Consider the following 24,161-nt stretch of genomic DNA (forward strand, 5'->3'; position numbering starts at 1 on the left):
GGTTTATTTTTTATCCACTAAGCGGCTCTTTTTTTAGCGCTTTATTGTGCGTTTTGGCGTCGGATCCCGTTTTCAGCCACAAAGGTGCAAATAATTTCTGCGAACTCATCAGGATGGGAAATAAATGGCGCATGGGCCGCTTTCGCAATGATGACAGAGGGCGAGTGCGGCCACATGACATCCAGCAAACCAGCGACTTTACGTGGCACCAATCCATCCAAATAACCGTAAATGCGTAGTAATGGGAGCGTCAACCCCGCCAGCGGCTCGCGAAAATCGGTGGTACGCAGCATCTCCAACCCGCCGTTCAGAACGTCAACGCCAGGCATCGGCTGGTCAAGCACCACAGACTTCAACAAGCGGGCATCCTGCCGCGCGCTTTCCGTACCCAGCGTTTGTAATGCCAAGAAACGCTCTACGGTACGCTGAAAATCTTGCCCCAGCTGATGCTGAAAACCACTCAACACGTCAGGGCGGATCCCTGGCCAGTCTTCCTGAGCCGCAAAGCATGGCGAAGACGCCACGGTAATCAGCCCACGTACCCGTTGCGGCTGCATGAGCGCAATCTGGCTGGCCACCAGCCCGCCGAGCGACCAGCCTAGCCACCAGGCATTTGCCGGGGCGGCAGCTAACAGGGTCTCTGCCATCTGCTCAAGCGACATAGCCCCAAAACCTTGGCTACGGCCATATCCAGGCAGATCAACCAGATGCAGGCGAAAATGCGGCGTCAGTCGCTCTAGCATGCAACTCCACACCTGCGCATTCAGCCCCCACCCGTGCAACAGCACAAGATCGCGATCGCCTTCACCTAGGGTTTGCCAGTACAACGCAGTCATCAGTTATTGTCCTTCATTCTCATCCGTCAGGGAGGACGGCTATGCTATCAATCCAAAGCCGTTGTTGGCTATGCCGACAACCACTACGCCTTCATTGTCACGGCATCTGCAGCTACTGCCTGCGTCATTTACCCACCAAACCGCTTTGCTGTCCACGTTGCGGCCTGCCTGCAGGTGACACCGCGCGGCCCTGCGGTCGCTGCCTGCAACAACCTCCCCCCTGGCAGTCACTGGTGTTCGTCAGCGACTATCAAGCCCCGCTGCGCCAGCTGATCGGAAAATTCAAGTTTCAACACACACCAGAACTGGCCCCGCTGTTGGCACGGCTAATATTACTAAACTGGCAACAGGCACATCGAGAGCAATATCTGAACAGACCCGATGTCATTTTAGCTGTACCCTTACAGGCAAAACGTTGTTGGCAGCGCGGCTATAACCAGAGCGACCTGCTGGCACGGCCTTTGGCCTACTGGTTAGGGTGCGACTATCTCCCCGCGGCCCTGAGTCGGGTACGTAAAACCGCACCACAACAGCACCTAACGGCTCGTGTGCGGCGGCGCAATTTGCGCGGTGCATTCCGCTGCAATGAACCCTTGATGGGTCGGCATGTTGCTTTGTTGGATGATGTGGTCACGACGGGCAGCACGGTGGCGGAAATCGCTAAGCTACTACAGCGGCAGGGCGTTGCATCAATACAGATCTGGTGCGTTTGCCGCACGTTGTAGTGCCACGGCAATGGGCGTATTATAACCTAGTATAGAAGTCAACTATTTGAACTAACGAGCTAATGCCATGATTCGTATAACAGATACTGCACAGGAACACTTTGCCAAACTATTGGCAAACCAAGAGGAAGGCACCCAAATCCGCGTATTCGTGATCAATCCGGGTACGCCTACGGCCGAATGCGGTGTCTCTTATTGCCCGCCGGACGCCGTTGAAGCGACAGACACCGAGCTGAAGTTCGAAAAACTGTCTGCCTATATCGACGAGCTGAGCAAACCGTATCTGGACGATGCCGAAATCGACTTCGTCACCGACCAATTGGGCTCCCAGTTAACACTGAAAGCGCCAAACGCCAAAATGCGCAAGGTTGATGACAATGCCCCGCTGATGGAGCGTGTTGAATACGTGCTGCAGTCACAGATTAACCCACAGCTGGCAGGCCACGGCGGCCGTGTGACGCTGATGGAAATCACCGACGACAGCCTGGCTATCCTGCAATTCGGCGGCGGTTGTAACGGGTGTTCCATGGTCGATGTGACCCTGAAGGAAGGCATCGAGAAAGAGCTGCTGCAGAAGTTCCCTGAACTGAAAGGCGTGCGCGATCTGACCGAACACCAGCGCGGCGAGCACTCCTATTACTGATACCCTTTTGACGTGAAGTTGCAGCGTTGTTGGCTAGGTGCGTCCCCCCAGTCACTTACGAAAGTAAGCTCCTGGGGATTGAGGCACTTGCCGCCTGGCTGCAACTCCAATTAATTCAGGTATCCCAACATTAAGGATAAGAATCATAGTGTTCAGATCTCATCTTTAATGCAATCTTGGACCCATGATTAGCCTACCGACACCTTACGCCGCCGCTTGTCCAAATCCTTAAGCAGCCGGTTAACCTGCTGATCGGCAAACATTTCCTCCAAAGTGTGCGTCAGTTTTCGCCGCCAGTTAGGGTATTGATCGCTGGTCCCGGGAATATTGACCGGGTCAGCCATGTCCAACCAATCTTCCGGCTGAAGCCCCAATAACGCGCTGGCGCTGTCGGCAACATAGCGCTGCAAGCCCCGGTTAAGTAATGGGCTCATCTTCAACAATGCCGCCTTTTTACCCACCTTCAGCGGTACACAGCCATAGTGATGCAGCCCGTCCAACAACCCTTGCTTGGCACGTTCGCGATCGGCAAACAGCTCTTTCAAGACCTCGGCATCTGGATACAACCCCAGCGAGTTGCCAAGCTGCAGATCGCCACTTTGCCAATAGCCACGCAGCGTGGGCAGATCGTGCGTGGTGATGGTCGCCATGGCCTGCACAGGATAGGCCTGCGGCGCACGGAAGTGATTCTCACCGTCGCGTTCGAAATACAACACCTTATAGGAATAGACACCGCTGTCGCGCAGCTTGCCCACAATCTCAACCGGTACGGTGCCAAGGTCCTCACCAATCACCATGCAGCGATGGCGCTGGCTTTCCAGCGCCAATACCGCCAGTAAATCATCCACCGGGTATTTTACATAGGCACCGTGAACGGCGGTTTCACCATAAGGAATCCACCACAGACGCAGTAGCGCCATCACATGGTCGATACGCAACGCACCACAACTGGTCATATTGGCGCGCAACAGATCGATAAACGGCTGGTAGCCGCGCGCTGCCATTACGTGCGGGTCCATCGGTGGCAGGCCCCAGTTTTGTCCCAGTGGCCCCAAAATGTCCGGCGGCGCCCCGACAGAGGCTTTCAGGCAATACAGCTCACGCTCACACCAGGTTTCCGAGCCGCCTTCTGCCACACCGACCGCCAAATCGCGGTACAAACCAATCGGCATGTGCTGTTGCTGGCTCTGACGAAAACAATCCGCAAACTGGCTGGCAGCCAGCCACTGCAACCACAGGTAGAAGGTTACCTGATCCTGCTGTTGCTGGCAGAACTGCTTAACTGCCGCGCTGTCCCCTTGCTGATAATGTTCCGGCCAGGCAGGCCAACCCCACAGACTCGTGTCTTCTGCGGCAAGATGGGCATGCAACGCGTCAAATGCAGCCTGCTGATACAGGCTGTCACCCCCCTCGATAACAAACTGTTCAAATGCCTGACGCAGTCCGTCACCGGCTTTACGCGCCTGGAAAAGCGGGAACGCCAACTTCAGCGCCGCCAGCTTCAACTGCGTTACCGTACTGTAATCCACCAGCTTGCTGTTGCGCGCTTGGGCCAGCTTTTTTTGCGTGGCCGGCTTCAGCCACCATTTCTGTGCCGCGTCATTGCGCTGAAAATCCTCTACCGCGTTGACATCGATGTAGATCACGTTCAGCCAACGGCGCGATGACGGGCTGTACGGGCTGGCGCTGTCGGGGTTGGCAGGGTACAACGCGTGGATCGGATTCAGCCCGACAAAAGCGCCCCCCCGCTCCCCCACTTGCTCAACCATCTGCCGCAAATCGCCGAAATCGCCAATGCCCCAGTTACGATCGGATCGCAAGGTGTAAAGCTGGACACAGGCCCCCCACAGTTTTTTTCCGGTCAGCAAGGCATCGGGCTCAAAGCAGCGTTTCGGTGCCACAATCAATCGGCACTGCCACTGCTGTTCACCCTGTGTCAGCGTCAGCTGGTGATAACCCGTCGGTAACTCACCTGGCAGGGTAAATGTTTTGCGTGCGCTGGCACGCCCCTGTTGTTGACCGCCGTCCTCACGCTGTAACGCCCAGAGATATTCGCCACTGCCCGCGAGCGGTAACGCCACCGGCGCTCCTTCATAGAATACCTTCACCGCCGGAAGCGGCGTCATTACCGCTTCCAACGGGGCCGTACCCCGCCCCATTGCGTCTAGCAGTCTACGCTTGGTGTCCTCGTCAATTGCCTGTTGTTTACCATGAGCATTAATATAGTCAGCAGCGATACCCGCCTGAGCAGCCGCCTGATCGATGACCTTGCGATCCATTCACTCTCCTTAACGCTTGGCTTGCCAGATACGCTGCTGGTAGTCGCGGATCGAGCGATCCGAACTGAACATACCGACACGCGCGGTGTTAAGAATAGTACGTCGCGTCCATTCATCACGGTCACGGTAAAGTTCATCTACCTGCTGTTGAGCTTTGCAGTAAGAAGCAAAATCCGCCAGCACCAGATAAGGGTCCCCCCCTTCCAGCAGGCTGTGCAGCATCATGTCGAATGCATGCTTGTCGCCATGACTGAATGCACCACTCGCCAGTTCGTCCAGGATTGCCTTCAAATGCTTGTCTTTCTTACGGTAACTGAGCGGATCATAGCCTTTCGCCAGCAGCGCCTTCACCTGATCCACGGTATTGCCGAAGATAAAGATATTGTCTTCACCGACTTGCTCGGCGATTTCCACGTTAGCGCCATCCAACGTGCCAACCGTCAGCGCACCGTTCAACGCCAGCTTCATATTGCCGGTGCCTGAGGCTTCCTTGCCCGCGGTGGAGATCTGCTCAGAGATATCCGCAGCCGGGATCATCAGTTCAGCAACAGACACGCGGTAGTCAGGAATGAACGCCACTTTCAGCCGATCCTTCACCAGCGGATCGTTGTTGATCTTTTCCGCCGCCTGGTTGATCGCGTAAATGATGTTCTTCGCCAAATAGTAGCCCGGAGCCGCCTTGGCACCGAACAGGAACACGCGCGGCACAATATCCAGCTGCGGGTTATCACGCAGTTGACGGTACAGCGACAGAATGTGCAGCAGGTTCAGATGCTGGCGTTTATATTCATGCAGGCGTTTGATCTGCACGTCGAAGATGGCGTCCGGGTTCAGCTTCAGCCCCATGACGTCGTGCACGTAGTTAGCCAACACCACTTTGTTATCACGTTTGATCTGCTGATAACGCTGGCGGAACGCCGCATCATCGGCGTATTTCTCCAGCCCTTTCAGCGCGTCGAGATCGTTAGCCCACTCCACCTTCAGCGTTTCATCAATCAGCCCTGACAGCGCCGGGTTACACTGCTTCAGCCAGCGGCGTGGCGTAATCCCGTTAGTGACGTTATGGAATTTGTTCGGCCACAGTTGGTGGTATTCCGGGAACAGATCTTTCACCACCAGATCAGAGTGCAACTGCGCCACCCCATTGACCGCAAAACCACTGACGACACACAGGTTAGCCATACGCACCTGTTTATCATGGTGTACCGCCAGCTTGGCCCACACGGCGGCATCGCCCGGCCAGTGTTTATCCACCAGCTTTTTGAAATTGGCGTTGATCTGCTTAATGATGGAGAAATGGCGCGGCAGCAGGCTGCGTACCAATTTCTCATCCCAACATTCCAGCGCTTCAGGCATCAGAGTGTGGTTGGTGTAGGCGAACGTTTTGCTGGTGATTGCCCAGGCCGCATCCCAGTCCAACTGGTGCTCATCCAGCAAAATGCGCAGCATTTCCGGGATGGCGATGGTTGGGTGGGTATCGTTAAGCTGGATCACTTCGAATTTCGGCAGGTCTTCAATCTTGCGGCCCGCCAGATGGTGCTTACGCAGGATATCTGCCACCGAACAGGCGCATTGGAAGTATTGCTGCATCAAGCGCAGACGCTTGCCCGCCTGATGATTATCATTCGGGTACAGCACCTTCGTCAGTTTGGCCGCTTCTACACCCTGTTTCTCCGCCTGCAGGAATTTGCCGTCGTTGAAGTCGCTGAGATCGAATGGATGCTGATGGGTTGCCTGCCACAGACGCAGGGGCTGAGACACGCCATTACGGAAGCCCAGTACCGGCAGATCCCAGGCTTCACCGCGCAGGGTAAACGCCGGGCGCCACAGTTCGCGGCCATCGGCCAGTTTTTCCAGTTTGCCGCCAATGCCGACATCGACGGATAACGCGGCATTGTGACGGAACCACGGGTAACTTTCCCGTTGCCAGTTATCCGGCGCTTCTTGTTGCTGCCCGCCGCTGAACGACTGACGGAACAGGCCATATTGGTAATTCAGCCCGTAACCGGTGGCCGGTTGCTCTACCGTTGCCATCGAATCCAGGAAACAGGCCGCTAAACGCCCCAGCCCACCATTGCCCAACGCCGGATCGGTTTCTTGCTCCAGCAGATCTGCCAGCTTGATATCCTGTTCCGCCAATGCCTGCTCGACGGTGTCATACCAGCCCAGGTTAATCAGGTTGTTGGCCGTCAAACGGCCAATCAGAAACTCCATCGAAATGTAGTTCACATGGCGTAGCGGCTTACTGCTTTTGCGCGGTGCCGGTTGCGCTGCCAACTGTTCGGCCAATGCGCGGCTTACCGCTTCCCACCATTGGTGCTGGGTCATCTGTTGTGCGGAACTGAGGCCAAACTGTTGCCACTGACGGGTCAGTGCCGCCAGAAAAGCATCCTTTTTAAGCGTAGGCTGTGACATAAGGAAAACTCTCTATCCAGTAAGTGGGTCAAATTACCGTTATCGTGCCGGGGAGAAAGCGTGAAGGCATCATCCCGCTTGGGGATTAGCTGGGGAGGAGGATTGGGGCGTAGCTAAAATTGTGATCTCAGGCACTTTTTGACTCCCTTGCATCATGCAAAAAAGCCCACCGACGAACGCGACGAGCACTGAGAATACGGTGAAAACTTGTTCAATAACGTTAGCATAGTTATTGCAGCGTCTGTAGTGTCGCACACACCCGGAAATGCTTTCCTGCACCTGCGTCACCAAACCGCGCCACTGCACTGCGATTCGGCAAGGAATTGCCTGCAAACGTAAAAAAGTGTGATCAATAGCAATATAACTCCAAGCCAATGCTGAACCTTGTTGCAATACGTTTAACGTTGTCAGAACTTAGGAGGGGGATTAATTACGAGCCATAAAATAATTAACCCCCTCAGATCCCGGCAGGCGTAGTGATGACATAAACGCCATCGGGCAAGCCTCGGCGGCGGGCACCGCGATTTTCACTCTGGAATACTATGCTGATCCCATCGAAACTGAGCCGTCCGGTACGGCTGCAAAATACCGTGATCCGCGATCGCCTGTTGGCCAAATTAGCCAGCGCGGCCAACTATCGCCTGACATTGGTCAATTGCCCTGCGGGATACGGGAAAACGACGCTGGTCGCACAGTGGGCGGCCGGCAAGTCAGATTTAGGCTGGTATTCGCTGGATGAAAGCGACAACCAACCCGAGCGCTTCGCCAGCTACCTGATCGCAGCGTTGCAGCACGCCAGCGGTGGCCACTGTGTGAAGAGCGAGGCGCTAAGCCAAAAGCATCAGTACGCCAGTTTGTCAGCGCTGTTCGCCCAGGTGTTTATTGAACTTTCTGATTGGCATCACCCCCTATACCTGGTGATTGACGACTACCACCTGATCACCAACGACGTCATCCACGAAGCCATGCGCTTCTTCCTGCGCCATCAACCAGAAAACCTGACGCTGATCCTGCTTTCGCGCACCCTGCCGCCGCTCGGCATCGCCAACTTGCGCGTGCGCGATCAGTTATTGGAGATGGGCACGCAGCAATTGGCATTCACCCATCATGAAGCCAAGCAGTTCTTCGACTGCCGTCTGGTTGCCCCCATGGAACAGCAAGACAGCAGCCGCCTGTGTGATGAGGTCGAAGGCTGGGCCACTGCGCTGCAGCTGATTGCGCTGTCCGCACGGCAATCCACCTCTTCCGCACAGCAATCGGCCAAACGCCTGGCCGGGCTGAACGCCAGCCATCTGTCCGATTATCTTGTGGACGAAGTCCTGGATCACGTTGATGCCGATGCGCGTGCCTTCTTACTGCGTTGTTCGGTACTGCGCTCGATGAATGATGCGCTGATTGTGCGTCTGACCGGCGAAGACAACGGCCAGCAACGGTTAGAAGAGCTGGAGCGCCAGGGGCTGTTTATCCACCGCATGGACGATAGCGGTGAGTGGTTCTGCTTCCACCCTTTGTTCGCCACCTTCCTGCGTCAACGCTGCCAATGGGAGCTGGCGTTGGAATTACCGGGCCTGCACCGCGCCGCTGCCGAAGGTTGGCTGGCGCTGGGCTACCCGGCGGAGGCGATTCATCATGCACTGGCAGCCAGTGATGTCAGCATGCTGCGTGATATTCTGCTGCAACACGCATGGTCACTGTTCCACCACAGTGAATTGGCCCTGTTGGAAGAGTGTTTGAATGCACTGCCCTATGAGCGCTTGATCCAAAATCCTAAACTGGCGCTGCTGCAGGCCTGGTTAGCACAAAGCCAGCACCGCTATATCGAAGTGAACACGCTGCTGGAACGCGCAGAGCAAGCAATGCGCGAACAAAAAATTGACGTCGATCGCACCCTGCATGCCGAATTTGACGCCCTGCGTGCACAGGTCGCCATCAACGCAGGTAAGCCGGAAGAGGCCGAACGCTTGGCCACTGAAGCGCTGAAGTTCTTGCCGCTTTCCAGCTATTACAGCCGCATCGTCGCGACCTCGGTGACCGGCGAAGTCCATCATTGCAAGGGTGAGTTGGCCCGTGCGCTGCCGATGATGCAACAAACGGAACAAATGGCTCGGCGCCATCAGGCTTACCACTACGCGCTGTGGGCGCTGTTGCAGCAAAGCGAGATCCTGATTGCTCAAGGTTTCCTGCAGGCCGCTTACGAAACACAGGACAAAGCCTTTGAACTGGTACGTGAACAGCATCTGGAACAGTTACCGATGCATGAGTTCCTGTTGCGCATTCGCGCGCAGATCCTGTGGTCATGGGCGCGCCTGGACGAAGCGGAAGATGCCGCTCGCGAAGGCCTAAAAATCCTGGCGAACTACCAGCCTCAGCAACAGTTGCAGTGTATCGCCATGCTGGCCAAGTGTTCGCTGGCGCGTGGCGATCTGGATAATGCCAATGCGCATATGCAACGGTGCGAAGTGCTGCTGCACGGCACCCAATACCACCGCGACTGGCTCACCAACGCGGACAAACCACGCGTGATCCACTGGCAGATGACCGGCGATACTGCCGCTGCGGCTCAATGGCTGCGCCAGACGGAAAAACCCGGTATGGCGGATAACCACTTTATGCAGGGCCAGTGGCGTAATATCGCGCGGGTGCAAATCATGCTGGGTCAGTATGAAGAAGCCGAAGTGGTGCTGGATGAACTCAACGAAAATGCCCGCCGCCTGCGGCTGGTCAGCGATTTGAACCGTAACCTGTTGCTCAGCAACCAGCTTTATTGGCAGATGGAGCGCAAAAGCGACGCGCAAAAGGTCCTGATGGAAGCTCTGTCATTGGCCAGCCGCACCGGCTTTATCAGCCACTTCGTCATTGAAGGCGAAGCGATGGCGCAGCAACTACGCCAACTGATCCAACTCAATACGCTGCCGGAGTTGGAAAACCATCGCGCCCAGCGTATTCTGCGCGACATCAACCAGCATCATCGGCATAAGTTCGCGCATTTTGACGAGAATTTCGTCGATAAACTGCTGACCCATCCGCAGGTACCCGAACTGATCCGCACCAGCCCGCTGACGCAGCGTGAATGGCAGGTGTTGGGGCTGATTTATTCGGGTTACAGCAACGACCAAATCGCTGGCGAACTGGACGTGGCGGCCACCACCATCAAAACCCACATCCGCAATCTGTATCAGAAGCTGGGCGTGGCCCATCGTCAAGAGGCGGTGCAACAGGCGCAGCAACTGCTGAAGATGATGGGCTACGGCGCCTAAAAACCACATTAATGCTCTGGTCTTAATTGCCGCGAAATTGACTACAATGGCGGCATATTCATATTACGAGGCAGTCCGAAGTCATGGAACAGTTTGAAGCGATCAACGTTGAGCAGGCGCACAGCCGTTGGAAAGATGACAGCGCCGCCCTGGTCGACATCCGCGATCCGCAAAGTTTTGAAGCCGGGCACACGCCAGGCGCCTTTCACCTTACTAACGCCAGCCTGCAAACCTTCATGCAGCAGAACGACTTCGATCGTCCGGTGATGGTGATGTGCTATCACGGCAACAGCAGCCGCAGCGCGGCGCAATATCTGCTGCATCAAGGGTTTGATGCGGTGTACAGCATCGACGGCGGCTTTGAAGCCTGGGCTCGTCAGTATCCGCAGGACGTTGAAACCTCTGCCTAATTCTCCCCGCCGCCGGCGGGGTTCTTTCTCGCGTCGTTAGTGCGTGTTTTTGCTGGTTTTACGCAGATCCGTTGCCTGCGCTCAGGATTTCGACGGTATAATCAGCCGTCAACGCCGCCGGGGTAAACCGACGGCTAAAATCATCTCATTAAACGGAATACCTATGGTTCGAGTTATCGCCGTCTCCAATCCCCGCCTGGCGCAGGCCTTTGTCGATTACATGGCGACACAACACATTGAGCTTAGGGTGCACAATACTGACGAAGCGGCAGAAATCTGGCTGGCTGACGACAGCCATCTGGAGCAAGTACAGCACGAACTCCAGCAGTTCCTGGTCGATCCGCTCAATAGTCGCTATCGGGCGGCCAGTTGGCAGGCCGGAAGTACCAACGCCGAACTCCACTATCAGGGCTATTCCTATCTGCAAACGCTGTACAGCAAAGCCGGGCCACTGACGTTGAGTGTGATGGTGCTGTGCATTGCGGTGTATATCCTGATGCAAATACTGGGTGACGACACCGTGATGTACTGGCTGTCCTGGCCACAAGACAGCAGCCAATACCTGCAATTGTGGCGCTGGGTCAGCCACGCCTTCCTGCATTTCTCACTGCTGCATATTACCTTTAACCTGATGTGGTGGTGGTATCTCGGTGGTCCGATGGAAAAACGTCTCGGTGCCGGCAAACTGTTCGTATTGGCGGTGGTTTCGGCCTTCTTCAGCGGCTGGGCACAGTCGCTGTTCAGCGGAGCCCTGTTCGGTGGCCTGTCCGGCGTGGTCTACGCGTTGATGGGTTACTGCTGGCTCAGCGGGGAGCGGGCACCGGAACGTGGCCTGATGCTGCCGCGCGGCCTGATGGTGTTTTCCGTTCTGTGGCTGGTGGCCGGGTATTTCGATATTTTAGGAATGTCGATCGCTAACGCGGCACACGTTGCCGGTTTAGTGTTAGGGTTATTGATGGCATTTTGGGACACGCGTCATCGCGCGCACAACGAACAATAACAGCCAGGTACAAGCCGGGCGTTTTAGGGGATTACCGTGAAGCAAACACAGCGTCATGACGCAATTATCGAGCTGGTGCGCCTGCAAGGTTATGTCAGTACGGAAGAACTGGTCGAACATTTTGACGTCAGCCCGCAAACGATTCGCCGTGACTTGAATGACCTGGCCGATCAAAACAAAATCCAGCGCCACCACGGTGGTGCGGCGTTGCCTTCCAGCTCAGTTAACGCCGCTTATAACGATCGCAAGGTGATGTGGTCGGAACAGAAAGCGCGTATCGCCCAACGCGTCGCCAGTCAAATCCCTGACGGCGCCACGCTGTTTATCGACATCGGCACGACCCCGGAAGCCGTGGCTCATGCGCTGATGAATCACAAGAACCTGCGCGTGGTAACCAATAACCTGAACGTCGCCACCCTGCTGACCGCCAAAGAAGATTTCCGTCTGATCCTGGCTGGCGGTGAAGTACGTACGCGTGATGGGGGCATCATGGGCGAAGCCACGCTGGATTTTATCTCTCAATTCCGTCTCGATTACGGCATTCTGGGCATCAGCGGCATCGATATGGATGGCTCACTGCTTGAATTCGACTATCACGAAGTGCGCACCAAACGCGCAATTATCGAAAACTCGCGCTGCGTCATGCTGGTGACCGACCACTCCAAATTCGGCCGTAATGCCATGGTTAACCTCGGCAATATGAACCTGATCGACTACCTGTTTACCGATCAACTGCCGCCGCCAAGCGTGATGAAAATCATCGAACAGTACGATGTGCAGCTGGAGTTGTGCTGAGTCTTTTACCGTTCATTTAACCCCACTCCGCCCCGCCAGACCTGCCGTTATAGACAGGGTTCAGCCTGCTGAACCCTGCAGTTCCAGAACGAAAATACCCCTTCACTTTGTATAACTACCATCATCAAACTGTTACCTCTATCACGCCTAAATGTTTTTGTTTGGTTAAGTCTTGGCTTGTTTGTTGGTTTTTGATTACAATCATGAGCGAAAACGAACATGAAAGAGCTATTTCGAACATCTGGAGGAAGTTGACGTGGAAACCAAAGACTTGATCGTTATCGGTGGCGGCATCAACGGTGCCGGCATCGCGGCGGATGCTGCCGGGCGCGGCCTGTCCGTTCTGCTGCTGGAAGCGCAAGACTTGGCCTGTGCTACGTCTTCCGCCAGTTCCAAACTGATCCACGGTGGCCTGCGCTACCTGGAGCATTACGAATTCCGTCTGGTGAGCGAGGCGCTGGCCGAACGTGAAGTGCTGTTAAAACTGGCACCGCATATTGCCTTCCCAATGCGCTTCCGCCTGCCGCACCAGCCTCACCTGCGTCCAGCCTGGATGATCCGCATCGGTCTGTTCCTGTACGATCACCTGGGTAAACGCACCAGCCTGCCAGGCAGCAAGGGGTTGCGCTTTGGACCAGAATCGGTGCTGAAGCCAGAATTGAAGCGCGGTTTCGAATATTCTGACTGCTGGGTCGACGATGCTCGCCTGGTGGTACTCAACGCCCAGGAAGTCGAAAAACGTGGCGGTGAAGTCCGTACCCGTACCAAGGTGACCCGCGCATGGCGTGAAAACGGGCTGTGGATGGTGGAAGCGGTTGACGTCGACAGCGGTAAAACCTTCACCTGGCGTGCCAAGGGCCTGGTGAATGCCACTGGCCCATGGGTGAAACACTTCTTCGATGATGGCCTGAAGCTGAAATCCCCTTACGGTATCCGCTTGATCAAAGGCAGTCACATCGTGGTACCGCGTGTGCATGACCAGCCGCAGTCCTATATTCTGCAGAACGAAGACCACCGTATCGTCTTTGTCATCCCATGGAACGATGAGTTCTCCATCATCGGTACCACTGACGTGGAATATCATGGCGATCCAAAAGACGTGAAGATCGACGATAACGAAATCAACTATCTGCTGAAAGTGTATAACGACCACTTTAAGAAGCAGTTGGGCCGTGACGATATTGTCTGGACCTACTCCGGCGTGCGCCCGCTGTGTGATGACGAGTCAGACTCGCCACAGGCCGTTACCCGTGACTACACGCTGGACGTGCATGACGAACAAGGTAAAGCCCCACTGCTGTCCGTGTTCGGTGGCAAGCTGACGACCTACCGCAAGCTGGCAGAGCATGCGATGGAAAAACTGGCACACTACTACCCTGGCTGCGGCCCGGCATGGACCAAAAACGGTTCACTGCCAGGTGGCGACATCGGTGGCGATCGCGACAGCTACGCGGCGAAACTGCGTCGTGAACACAGCTGGTTACCTGAGTCATTGGCTCGCCGCTATGCACGCACCTACGGCAGCCACAGCGAGCTGATTTTGGCCGATGCCAAAAGCCTCAGCGATCTGGGGGAAGAATTCGGCCACGGCTTGTACGAAGCTGAACTGCGCTACCTGATCGACAAAGAGTGGGTGGTGGAATTGGAAGATGCTATCTGGCGTCGTACCAAATTAGGTATGTGGTTGGATGAAGCACAGCAGGCACGGGTCAAAACCTGGCTGGCGGAACACGCGAAAGCGAAAACGCTGTCTCTGGCATCGTAAATCGCTAAACGTAAAAAGGGCCGGATATCCGGCCCTTTTGCATTACAGCTTGATGGGTTTGATGTTCCAGATTTCGTCTGCGTATTCCTGAATGGTACGGTCGGACGAGAAGTAGCCCATATTGGCAATATTCAATATCGCTCGCCGCGTCCAGTCATCCTGATTGCGATACACCTCATCCACCTTATCCTGCGTATCGACATAGCTGCGATAATCGGCCAGCAGTTGGTAGTGATCGCCCAGGTTCACCAGCGAATCAAACAGATTACTGTAGCGCTTTGGCTCTTCCGGGCTGAAAGCCCCGGTGGCAATCTGGGTCAACGCCTGATGCAACTCGGGATCCTGCTCATAATAAAGATGCGGGTTGTAACCGTTGCGTCGCAGCTCCTCGACCTGCTCGGCGGTGTTGCCGAAGATAAAGATATTCTCCTCACCCACGTGCTCCAGCATCTCGACATTGGCACCGTCCAGCGTACCTATGGTCAGCGCACCATTGAGAGCGAACTTCATATTACTGGTGCCTGACGCCTCGGTGCCCGCCAGCGAGATCTGTTCAGAAAGATCCGCCGCCGGAATGATCATCTGCGCCAAACTGACACCGTAATTCGGGATAAACACCACTTTCAGTTGGGTATGCACCCGCGGATCGTTGTTGATCACCTTGGCCACGTCGTTGATCAGGCGGATGATCTGTTTGGCGGCGTAATAAGCCGACGCCGCCTTACCGGCAAAGATCACTACCCTCGGTACCCGTTCAGTTTCCGGATCCTCCAGCAGCCGGTTATACAGCGTGATCACATGCAACACGTTGAGCAGTTGCCGTTTGTATTCGTGAATGCGCTTAATCTGTACATCGAATAACGCATCTGGGTTGACCACCACATTCAGCGTTTTGGCGATGTAAGTCGCCAGTCGCTCCTTGTTCTTTCGCTTGGCAGCCTGCACCGCCTGCAAGAAGCTCGGGTAATCAACATTCGCCTTGATCTCACTCAGCTGGCTGAGATCGGTGCGCCAGGTCTGGCCAATGCTGTCATCCAGCACGGCGGACAGCGGCGGGTTAGCCAACCCAAGCCAACGGCGTGGCGTTACCCCATTGGTTTTATTGCAGAAGCGATCGGGGAAGATACGGGCGAAGTCGGCAAACAGTGACTGCACCATCAGTTCGGAATGCAGCGCGGACACACCGTTAACCTTATGGCTGGCCACCACCGCCAGCCAGGCCATGCGCACCCGGCGGCCATTGGTTTCATCAATGATCGACACGCGTGCCAGTAATTCATTGTCGTCCGGTATCACCTCCTGCACGTGTTTAAGGAAGTGATCGTTGATCTCGAAAATCAGCTGCAGGTGACGCGGCAAAATCCGGCCGATCATATCCAGCGGCCAGGTTTCCAGCGCTTCGCTCATCAGCGTGTGGTTGGTATAGGAGAATACCTGCTCCACCACCGCCCAGGCATCAAGCCAGCTAAATTTATGCTCGTCGATTAACCGGTGCATCAGTTCCGGGATAGACAACACCGGGTGAGTGTCATTCAGGTGAATGGCAATCTTATCGACCAGGTTATCGAAGGTTTTGTGCATCAACCAGTGGCGGTTGAGAATATCCTGCACCGTGGCCGACACCAGGAAATACTCCTGTCGCAGGCGAAGCTCGCGCCCGGAAGAGGTTGAGTCGTCCGGGTACAGTACGCGTGATACGTTTTCCGAGTGGTTTTTATCCTCCACCGCCGCAAAGTAATCGCCCTGATTAAATTTGCCCAAGTTGATTTCATTACTGGCCTGCGCACTCCACAGCCGCAGGGTGTTGGTAGCATCGGTATCAAAACCGGGGATTACCTGATCGTAAGCGGTAGCAATGATCTCTTCGGTTTCCACCCACCGCGCCTTGGCACCCTCTTGTTGGATCCGACCGCCAAAACGCACCTTATAACGGGTATTATGGCGTGGGAATTCCCATGGATTACCGTATTCCAGCCAATAGTCTGGCGATTCCATTTGCTGGCCATTGACGATATTTTGTTTGAACATCCCATATTCATAGCGAATGCCGTAGCCACGCCCCGGCAATGCCAACGTTGCCAGCGAATCAAGAAAACACGCGGCCAGACGCCCCAGCCCACCGTTGCCCAGACCCGGATCGTTCTCTTCCTCCAGCAAGTCACTCAGACTCAGCCCCATCTCATTGAGTGCATCGTCGATATCCTGATAAATTCCCATCGACAGCAGGGCATTGGACAACGTGCGGCCAATCAGAAATTCCATCGACAGGTAATACACCTGACGCACATCCTGTGAAAGTTGTGCACGGTTAGAGCGTAACCAACGTTCCACCATGCGGTCGCGCACCGCGAACAGCACGGCGTTCAGCCAATCATGCTGGTTGGCGATAGCCGGGTCCTTGCCGACAATAAACATCAACTTATAAGCGATGGAGTGTTTCAGCGCTTCAACACTGACCGTGGGTGAGGTGTAACTAATCGGTGAAGTCATAGCTTTTCGATCCCAAGTTCGTGACTGCCCGTCGCCTTTCAAACCACAGCCGTGTTACCTGCACTCAGTTACGTGGCCCATCCGTGGGCCACACCCCTTAAGGGGCCGCTGCAAGCAGCGTTCAAATCTGTTCCCGACAGATTTGACACCCCAGTGACTGACTAAAGTAAGTATCTGGGGATGAGTAAGCTGGCCACCCGGCTGCAATTTGAAATTCATAGGGCATTACAATAGGTGTTGATATACCCAAAATAATTGGCGCTGCATCAAGGCGGCAAGGGAACTTATCCCGAATCACTTACACAGGTAAGTGATTCGGGTAAGTGAATGCAGCCAACACTGAGGTAGCGTCAAATATGACGGGAATAAAGCGACAAATATTCCTTTGCCGCGACTTGCCAGCCAAAATCCACGCTCATCGCGTGGCGCTGGACGTGACGCCAATGCTTAGGTCTACTCCACAGCACCATGGCGCGCCGAATGGCGTTGCCCAGTGCGGCGGCATCACAATCATCAAAGACAAATCCGCTGGCGCTGCCATCGGCCAGATTCTCCAGCGCGCAATCGACCACCGTGTCCGCCAATCCACCGGTGCGGCGCACCAGCGGCAGCGTGCCGTATTTCAGGCCATAGAGTTGGGTCAGCCCGCAGGGTTCGAAGCGACTGGGCACCATGATCACATCCGCTCCGCCGATAATGCGATGTGAAAAGGCCTCATGGTAGCCAATCTGAACGCCGACCTGTTCCGGGTAGTCCGCGGCCGCAGCCAAAAACGCCTGCTGCAACACCGCATCACCGGCCCCTAACAGCGCCAATTGGCCGCCTTGCTCCAGCAGTGCAGGCAGCGCTTCCAATACCAGATCCAGCCCTTTTTGGCTGGTGAGACGGCTCACTACCGCAAACACCGGCAGCGACTCGTCCACCTTCAGGCCCATGGCTTTTTGCAGGTGCAGCTTGTTCTTGGCTTTGTTTTTCAAATTGTCGGCGTCATAGCGGGCGGTCAGGCGCGGATCGTGGGACGGGTCCCAAATCTTGTCATCCACGCCATTGAGAATGCCGCTCAACCGCCCTTGCCGCTGGCGTTCTTGTAATAACCCTTCCATGCCGTAGCCGAACTCCGGTCGGGTAATCTCACGCGCGTACGTTGGGCTAACGGCAGTGATGTGATCGGCGTAATACAAGCCTGCTTTCAGGAATGACATCTGGCCGTAAAACTCCAGACCGTAAACATTGTAGAACGATGGCGGTAGCCACAATTCCGGTACGTGGTGGGCGGAAAACAGCCCCTGATAGGCCAGATTGTGCACGGTAAAAATGGAACGTGCAGGGTGGCCGTTAGCCGCCAGATAGGCGCAGGCCAGCCCGGCGTGCCAGTCATGAGCATGCACCACCTGCGGGCGCCAGTAGCGATCCAGCCCCTTAGCCAGTTCACAGGCTATCCAGCCCAGCAGGGCAAAACGCCGATGGTTATCGGAATAGGCATTCATGGATTGGTCGTGATATGGGCTGCCCGGCCGCTCGTACAGCCAAGGGGCATCAATCAGGTAGATGCCCACACCGTGGTAGGTACCGTAACGCAGGCCAACGCGACCGGCGAACGAATCGATCTCCGCCACCAGCACCGAATCCGGTATGCCGTTGCGCACGTCAGGAAAAGCGGGCAATAACACCCGAACATCGCCGCCTTCGGCGATCTGAGCCGCCGGTAATGCGCCAACCACGTCTGCGAGCCCTCCGGTTTTCAACAGGGGGAACATTTCAGAACATACGTGTAAAACCTGCATTATCACTCCTGAGAATCGGCTAAATTACTCTGGAAAAGCAGGCTTGCCGCTGTTATTAATCCCGCGTTGTGCAAGCCATCAGTCCGTTTATATATGGCGGCAGGTCTACCCTTCGCCTTTAAAACCGCTGTGTTGTTGGCTGTGTTGACTCGCCCCAGTCGCTTACCTGAGTAAACTCCCGGGGCTTCTCGTCCTGGCCACCTAGCCGCGACTAAAAATCCGTTGGGTCGTTATTGCTGCCGACTACCTTAACTCACAACTTTGACAACATTTCGCGCGTGACCAGCACGATGCCGCCTTCTGAACGATAAAAGCGTTTGCTGTCTTCGTCGGCGTTTTCGCCAATCACCATGCCCTCGGGAATATGACAGGCACGGTCGATGATGCAGCGCCGCAGACGGCAGGAACGGCCGACGTTAACGTCGGGCAGCAATACGGTAGAGTCGATGGTGCAGAACGAGTTCACCCGCACTCGCGGGAATAGCACCGAATGCACCACCACCGATCCGGAGACGATGCAGCCACCGGATACCAGCGAGTTCATGGTCATACCGTGGCTACCGGAACGATCTTGTACGAACTTGGCAGGTGGCAACGGCTCCATATGGGTGCGGATTGGCCAGGCGCGATCGTACATATCCAACTCCGGCGTCACGGAAGTCAGATCGAGGTTGGCACGCCAGTAAGCCTCCAGCGTGCCCACATCGCGCCAGTATGGCGGCAGATCGGGGTTGGACGTGACGCAGGACAACGTGAACGGATGTGCCCATGCCGCCTTTTGGGCCGTGATTTTCGGGATCAGATCCTTGCCGAAGTCATGGGTGGAGCCCGGCGTAGACATGTCCTCCTCCAGCAATTGGAACAGGTAATCGGCGTTGAAGATGTAGATCCCCATGCTGGCGAGCGACATATCCGGGTTACCCGGCATCGGCGGTGGATTACTGGGTTTCTCCAGGAACTCGAGGATCAGGTCGTTTTCGTCTACTTCCATCACACCAAACTCGCTGGCCTCCTCGCGCGGCACCGGCAAACAGGCCACGGTACATTGCGCCCCCTTTTCCACATGGTCGATCAGCATGCGCGAGTAATCCATCTTGTAGATGTGATCGCCTGCCAGGATCACCACATACTCGGCCTCGTAACGACGGATGATATCCAGGTTCTGGTATACCGCGTCCGCCGTGCCCTTATACCAGTGCTCGGTACTGAGGCGTTGTTGTGCCGGCAACAGATCGACAAACTCGTTCATCTCTTCATTGAGGAACGACCAGCCGCGCTGAATATGCTGTACCAAAGTATGGGACTGGTATTGGGTGATCACGCCAATGCGGCGGATCCCCGAATTCAGGCAGTTCGACAGGGCAAAATCGATGATGCGGAATTTACCGCCAAAATGAACGGCTGGCTTGGCCCGGGTTGAGGTTAAATCTTTCAAACGCGAACCGCGGCCCCCCGCCAGAATCAGGGCGACAGACTTAATCGGCAGTTGGCGTGCCAACATCAGGGGGTCTTTATTTTCAAACCTAACCATAGCTGACTCCTTTTATTATTTCTTTACCAGCACGCAAATCGAGTGCGCAGCCTGGTTCCAGGCGGGTAAAACCGCCCGCGAATCTTCCTGAGTAAAAGGGGCGACAAGCTGCCAATCGCCGTCGGGCAACGTCATCTCCGCGGCTTGCTGCGTGGCGTTTACCACCACCAGCCAGCGTTGCGACAAGCGGATCTGCAACTGCAGAGCCCCTTGCTCCCACTGTTGTGCGCCGAGCGGTTGCCCCTGCGCGTTCAGCCACTGCACGTTACCGTCGCCTTCCTGCCACCAGCGGTCATGCTGCAGAGCGGGGATTTGTTGACGCAGACGGATCAATGCAGCGGTGTACGTGGTGAGTGAGTCATCTGCCGTGGCCCAGTCGAGCCAGGTGATAGCATTGTCCTGACAATAAGCATTGTTGTTGCCCTGCTGGCTGTGTCCATGCTCGTCGCCGGCCAGCAGCATCGGCGTACCCTGGGACAGTAACAGCGTGGCAAGCAGTGCCCGCTGGCTAGCCCTACGGCGTTGCAAAATGGCGTCGTCGGCAATCGGGCCTTCAACACCGTGGTTATTGCTAAAGTTACGATCACTGCCGTCACGGTTACCTTCACCGTTCAGTTGGTTGTGTTTGCGGTTAAAACTGACCAGATCCTGCAGGGTAAACCCGTCATGAGCGGTCAGCATGTTGATGCTGGCGTACGGCGCACGCCCGCGTTGGTTAAAATGATCGCTGGAAGCAGCGAAACGTTGGGCGAATTGCCCCAGCGATACGCCGTCCTGCAACCAAAAACGGCGTATATCGTCGCGATAATGATCGTTCCACTCGGCGAAGCGCCCTGGGAATTGGCCTACCTGATACCCACCGGGGCCAATATCCCACGGCTCGGCAATCAGTTTGCAGCGCGACAGCAGATCGTCCGCCAGCATCGCCTGGAACAGCGGTGCATCACGATCAAACGCCGGCGTGCGACCGAGTACGCTGCCCAGATCAAAGCGGAAACCATCAACATGGCATTCGCCGACCCAAAAACGCAGGCAGTCCATCACCCAAGCCACACCTTGCGGCTGATCCAATCGCAGGGTGTTACCACAACCGGTATCGTTCACGTAGCCGCCATCCGGTGTCAGCCAGTAGTAGCCCGGGTTATCAATACCGCGTAACGACAGCGTTGGCCCGTCGATATCAAGCTCGGCGCTATGGTTGAACACCACGTCGAGAATCACTTCAATGCCGGCTTTGTGCAGCGCTTTAACCGCATCGCGAAACTCACGCAGCGGCGTCATCTCTGTCCGCAAACTGGAATAACGGTTGTCCGGCGCAAAAGGCGCCAGCACGTTATAGCCCCAGTAGTTAATCAACCCGAGGCGCTGCAAACGTGGCTCGGAGCTGTGCTGCTGGACCGGCAGCAGTTCCAGCGCGGTGATGCCAAGGCGCTTGAAATACGCGATCATTACCGGATGGCCGAGCGCAGCGAAACTGCCGCGCAACACCGGCGGAATATCCGGGTGCTGCAGGGTCAGACCGCGCACATGCGCCTCGTAGATCACCGTTTTCCCCCACGGCGTGGCCGGGGGACGATCATCTTGCCAGTCGTAAACCTCGTCGATCACCACGCATTTCGGCATCAATTCAGCGCTGTCATGCTTATCCGGCCGATCATAACCCCCGTGCAGGTAAGGATCGTCCGCCACGGGTCCCTCTACCGCCCGGGCCGCGGGATCCAACAACAGTTTATTGGGATTAAAACGCAACCCGTGCGCAGGATCGAACGGGCCATGCACCCGGTAACCGTAACGCTGACCTGGCTTGCCACCCGGTAAGTAACCGTGCCAGATATCGCCGCTCCGCGTCGTCAGCGGCAGGCGGATTTCGCGCTGCTGTTCGTCAAACAGACACAGTTCCACGCCCGTGGCATGGGAGGAATACAGGCTAAAGTTGATGCCATTACCGTCATAATGCGCCCCGAGAGGCGCGGCGATACCCGGCGTCAGCTCAGTCATGGCGCCTCCCGCAGCAGGTAGATGGTCGCCAGCGGCGGTACGGTCACGCTAATAGAATGCTCGCGGCCGTGATGGCCAGTTTGCTCGGACACTACGCGGCCCTGGTTGCCGGTATTGCTGCCGTGATAATGGTGTGAATCGGTATTGAGAATTTCTCGGTATTCACCGGCGCGTGAAATACCGATGCGATAATGATGGCGCGGGACTGGGGTAAAGTTGCTGACGACGATCAGTTCATTGCCATGTGCGTCATAGCGGGCAAAGGCAAAAACCGAGTTATCGTGATCATCCACCACCAGCCACTCGAAGCCGTCTGGGCGGTAATCCCGCTCATACAACGGGGCGTGTTGCTGGTAGCAATGGTTCAGATCTCGCACCAGCCGCTGCACACCGTGATGCCAGTTATCTAAGCCTTCCAGCAGATGCCAGTCGAGGCTGCTATCAAAATTCCACTCGCGCCCTTGGGCAAACTCACACCCCATAAACAGCAGTTTCTTGCCTGGGTGCGCCCACATAAAGCCGTAATAGGCGCGCAGGTTAGCGAACTTTTGCCAGGCATCGCCGGGCATGCGATCGAGAATGGATTTTTTACCGTGCACCACTTCATCGTGAGAGATTGGCAGCACAAAGTTTTCGGTGTAGGCGTACAACATGCCGAAGGTCATCTGATTGTGATGATACTTGCGGTGCACCGGGTCACACTGCATGTAGGTGAGCGTGTCGTGCATCCAGCCCAGATTCCATTTGTAGTGGAATCCCAACCCGTTGGATTCCGGCGGCAGCGTTACGCCCGGATAGTCAGTGGACTCCTCCGCCAACGTGACTGCACCGGGGCGCTCCTTACCAAGGGTATGGTTGGTGTAACGCAAGAAGGCGATGGCCTCCAGATTCTCGTTACCGCCGTAATAGTTTGGCACCCACTCACCGTCGGCGCGGCTGTAGTCACGGTAGATCATTGACGCCACCGCATCGACACGCAACGCATCTATGCCATAACGCTCAAGCCAATAAAGCGCATTGCCCGCCAAATAGTTGCGAACCTCATGCCGGCCATAGTTATAGATCAGGGTATTCCAGTCTTGATGGAAACCTTCGCGCGGATCGGCGTATTCATACAATGCAGTACCGTCGAAGTTCGCCAGACCATAGGTATCGCTGGGGAAATGCCCCGGCACCCAATCCAGGATCACGTTAATCCCTGCCTGGTGTGCGGCCGCCACAAACGCCTTAAAGTCGGCCGGGGTACCGAAACGCCGGGTCGGGGCATACAGCCCCAATGGCTGATAACCCCAGCTGCCGTCAAACGGGTGCTCGTTAATCGGCAGCAACTCAATATGGGTGAACCCCATATATTTAACGTAATCGATCAGCTGTACGGCCAGTTCGCCATAGCTGAGCCAGAAGTTATCGTCGGTGTGACGACGCCACGAGCCAAGATGTACCTCGTAGATCGAAATCGGTCGGTCAAAATCATTCGCACGCCGCCGTTCTGGCGCGTTTTCCACCACCGCAGGTAACGGCGCCACCAGCGACGCGGTATCCGGTCGCATCTGCGCTTCAAAAGCGTAGGGATCGGCCTTCAACTGGGTATTGCCATAGCAATCAATGATTTCGTACTTGTACAACTGCCCGGCTTTCACCCCCGGCAGGAACAGCTCCCAAATGCCGTTTTCACGGCGCAGTCGCATTGGGTGACGTCGGCCATCCCAGAAGTTGAACTCACCGACCACCGACACACGCTGGGCGTTCGGTGCCCAGACCGCAAAGCTGACACCGTCAACGTCATCAAGCGTAGCGAGATGCGCACCCAAGCGTTCATAAGGACGTAAATGGGTACCTTCGGCCAACAGCCAGCTATCGATATCTTGCAGCAGCGTGCCAAAACGGTAGGGATCGTCGACGATCTGCTGGTGATCGTGCCAGCGGACGTCGAGTTGATAGCGGAACGGGGTTTTGCGGCGTGGGACCGTGGCGCTGAAAAAGCCGCGCTCATCGTCGCAGTTGAGCTGTACCAACCGGCGGCCTGTTTGCTGTTCCAGCAACCAGACTTCACTGGCGTCAGGCAATAGTGCACGTACCTGCAGGCCGTTATCAGCCGCATGCATGCCCAGCAGAGAAAAGGGATCGGCAGAGTTGCCGGAGAAAAGCTGATCAATCACGTCACGATCGGGAAGTACAGGCATAGTCTTCTTCCTAAGATTAAGAGCATGATTTATAAGAGGCCGCGCAAGCC

Annotated in this window: 15 protein-coding genes; 7 read left to right on the forward strand and 8 right to left on the reverse strand. The window is 55.9% G+C overall.

Annotated features, from left to right (window positions below; genetic code table 11):
• Nucleotides 1–41: 41 nt before the first annotated feature.
• A complete protein-coding gene (gene bioH, locus AC2FC2_RS17320; protein WP_490308667.1) occupies nucleotides 42–836 on the reverse strand; it encodes a pimeloyl-ACP methyl ester esterase BioH in 795 nt (264 codons plus the stop codon).
• 41 nt (nucleotides 837–877) lie between these two features.
• On the opposite strand from bioH, the gene gntX reads away from it, so the two are divergent.
• Nucleotides 878–1,561, forward strand: coding sequence for a DNA utilization protein GntX (gene gntX / locus AC2FC2_RS17325; RefSeq protein WP_490659620.1), 684 nt, complete (start codon nucleotides 878–880; stop codon nucleotides 1,559–1,561).
• A 67-nt stretch (nucleotides 1,562–1,628) separates the two neighbouring features.
• Nucleotides 1,629–2,204, forward strand: coding sequence for a Fe-S biogenesis protein NfuA (nfuA, locus tag AC2FC2_RS17330; protein ID WP_012147309.1), 576 nt, complete (start codon nucleotides 1,629–1,631; stop codon nucleotides 2,202–2,204).
• A gap of 188 nt (nucleotides 2,205–2,392) precedes the next feature.
• Here nfuA and malQ read toward each other — a convergent pair whose 3' ends face one another.
• Together malQ and malP are read right to left on the reverse strand one after the other, a co-directional pair.
• On the reverse strand, nucleotides 2,393–4,483 hold the full coding sequence (gene malQ, locus AC2FC2_RS17335) for a 4-alpha-glucanotransferase (RefSeq protein WP_490308669.1): 2,091 nt from the start codon (nucleotides 4,481–4,483) through the stop codon (nucleotides 2,393–2,395).
• A 9-nt stretch (nucleotides 4,484–4,492) separates the two neighbouring features.
• Nucleotides 4,493–6,898, reverse strand: coding sequence for a maltodextrin phosphorylase (gene malP, locus AC2FC2_RS17340; RefSeq protein ID WP_490659621.1), 2,406 nt, complete (start codon nucleotides 6,896–6,898; stop codon nucleotides 4,493–4,495).
• A gap of 542 nt (nucleotides 6,899–7,440) precedes the next feature.
• Between malP and malT the strand changes: the two genes are divergently transcribed.
• The 5 genes from malT (at nucleotide 7,441) to glpD (ending at nucleotide 14,125) form a co-directional block, all read left to right on the forward strand.
• On the forward strand, nucleotides 7,441–10,155 hold the full coding sequence (malT, locus tag AC2FC2_RS17345) for an HTH-type transcriptional regulator MalT (protein WP_209639184.1): 2,715 nt from the start codon (nucleotides 7,441–7,443) through the stop codon (nucleotides 10,153–10,155).
• Nucleotides 10,156–10,238: 83 nt separating this feature from the next.
• Entirely contained in the window at nucleotides 10,239–10,565 is a 327-nt protein-coding gene (glpE, locus tag AC2FC2_RS17350) for a thiosulfate sulfurtransferase GlpE (RefSeq protein ID WP_020837374.1), read from the forward strand.
• A gap of 163 nt (nucleotides 10,566–10,728) precedes the next feature.
• On the forward strand, nucleotides 10,729–11,565 hold the full coding sequence (gene glpG / locus AC2FC2_RS17355; RefSeq protein WP_209639186.1) for a rhomboid family intramembrane serine protease GlpG: 837 nt from the start codon (nucleotides 10,729–10,731) through the stop codon (nucleotides 11,563–11,565).
• Between the two features lie 36 nt (nucleotides 11,566–11,601).
• A complete protein-coding gene (locus AC2FC2_RS17360) occupies nucleotides 11,602–12,360 on the forward strand; it encodes a DeoR/GlpR family transcriptional regulator (protein WP_020837378.1) in 759 nt (252 codons plus the stop codon).
• Nucleotides 12,361–12,616: 256 nt separating this feature from the next.
• The gene (gene glpD, locus AC2FC2_RS17365) at nucleotides 12,617–14,125 is read left to right on the forward strand and encodes a glycerol-3-phosphate dehydrogenase (RefSeq protein ID WP_278431632.1); all 1,509 of its coding nucleotides are present in this window, start codon (nucleotides 12,617–12,619) and stop codon (nucleotides 14,123–14,125) included.
• Nucleotides 14,126–14,167: 42 nt separating this feature from the next.
• On the opposite strand, the gene glgP is transcribed toward glpD, so the two are convergent.
• The 5 genes from glgP to glgB all read right to left on the reverse strand — a co-directional run bounded on the left by glgP (nucleotide 14,168) and on the right by glgB (nucleotide 24,111).
• Nucleotides 14,168–16,615 (reverse strand): glycogen phosphorylase, encoded by a 2,448-nt coding sequence (gene glgP / locus AC2FC2_RS17370; protein ID WP_209639190.1) that lies wholly within the window; start codon nucleotides 16,613–16,615, stop codon nucleotides 14,168–14,170.
• Nucleotides 16,616–16,965: 350 nt separating this feature from the next.
• Nucleotides 16,966–18,399, reverse strand: a complete 1,434-nt coding sequence (glgA, locus tag AC2FC2_RS17375; RefSeq protein ID WP_209639192.1) for a glycogen synthase GlgA — start codon at nucleotides 18,397–18,399, stop codon at nucleotides 16,966–16,968.
• A gap of 253 nt (nucleotides 18,400–18,652) precedes the next feature.
• Nucleotides 18,653–19,930 carry a glucose-1-phosphate adenylyltransferase gene (gene glgC / locus AC2FC2_RS17380; RefSeq protein ID WP_490659622.1) on the reverse strand — a complete coding sequence of 426 codons (1,278 nt, stop codon included), beginning with the start codon at nucleotides 19,928–19,930 and terminating at the stop codon, nucleotides 18,653–18,655.
• Nucleotides 19,931–19,945: 15 nt separating this feature from the next.
• Nucleotides 19,946–21,928 (reverse strand): glycogen debranching protein GlgX, encoded by a 1,983-nt coding sequence (gene glgX / locus AC2FC2_RS17385; protein ID WP_490659623.1) that lies wholly within the window; start codon nucleotides 21,926–21,928, stop codon nucleotides 19,946–19,948.
• Entirely contained in the window at nucleotides 21,925–24,111 is a 2,187-nt protein-coding gene (glgB, locus tag AC2FC2_RS17390) for a 1,4-alpha-glucan branching protein GlgB (RefSeq protein WP_490659624.1), read from the reverse strand. The genes glgX and glgB overlap by 4 nt, the downstream gene beginning before the upstream one ends.
• Nucleotides 24,112–24,161: the final 50 nt, after the last annotated feature.

It is taken from the genome of Serratia sp. CoH_122_TC_1 (assembly GCF_058191755.1).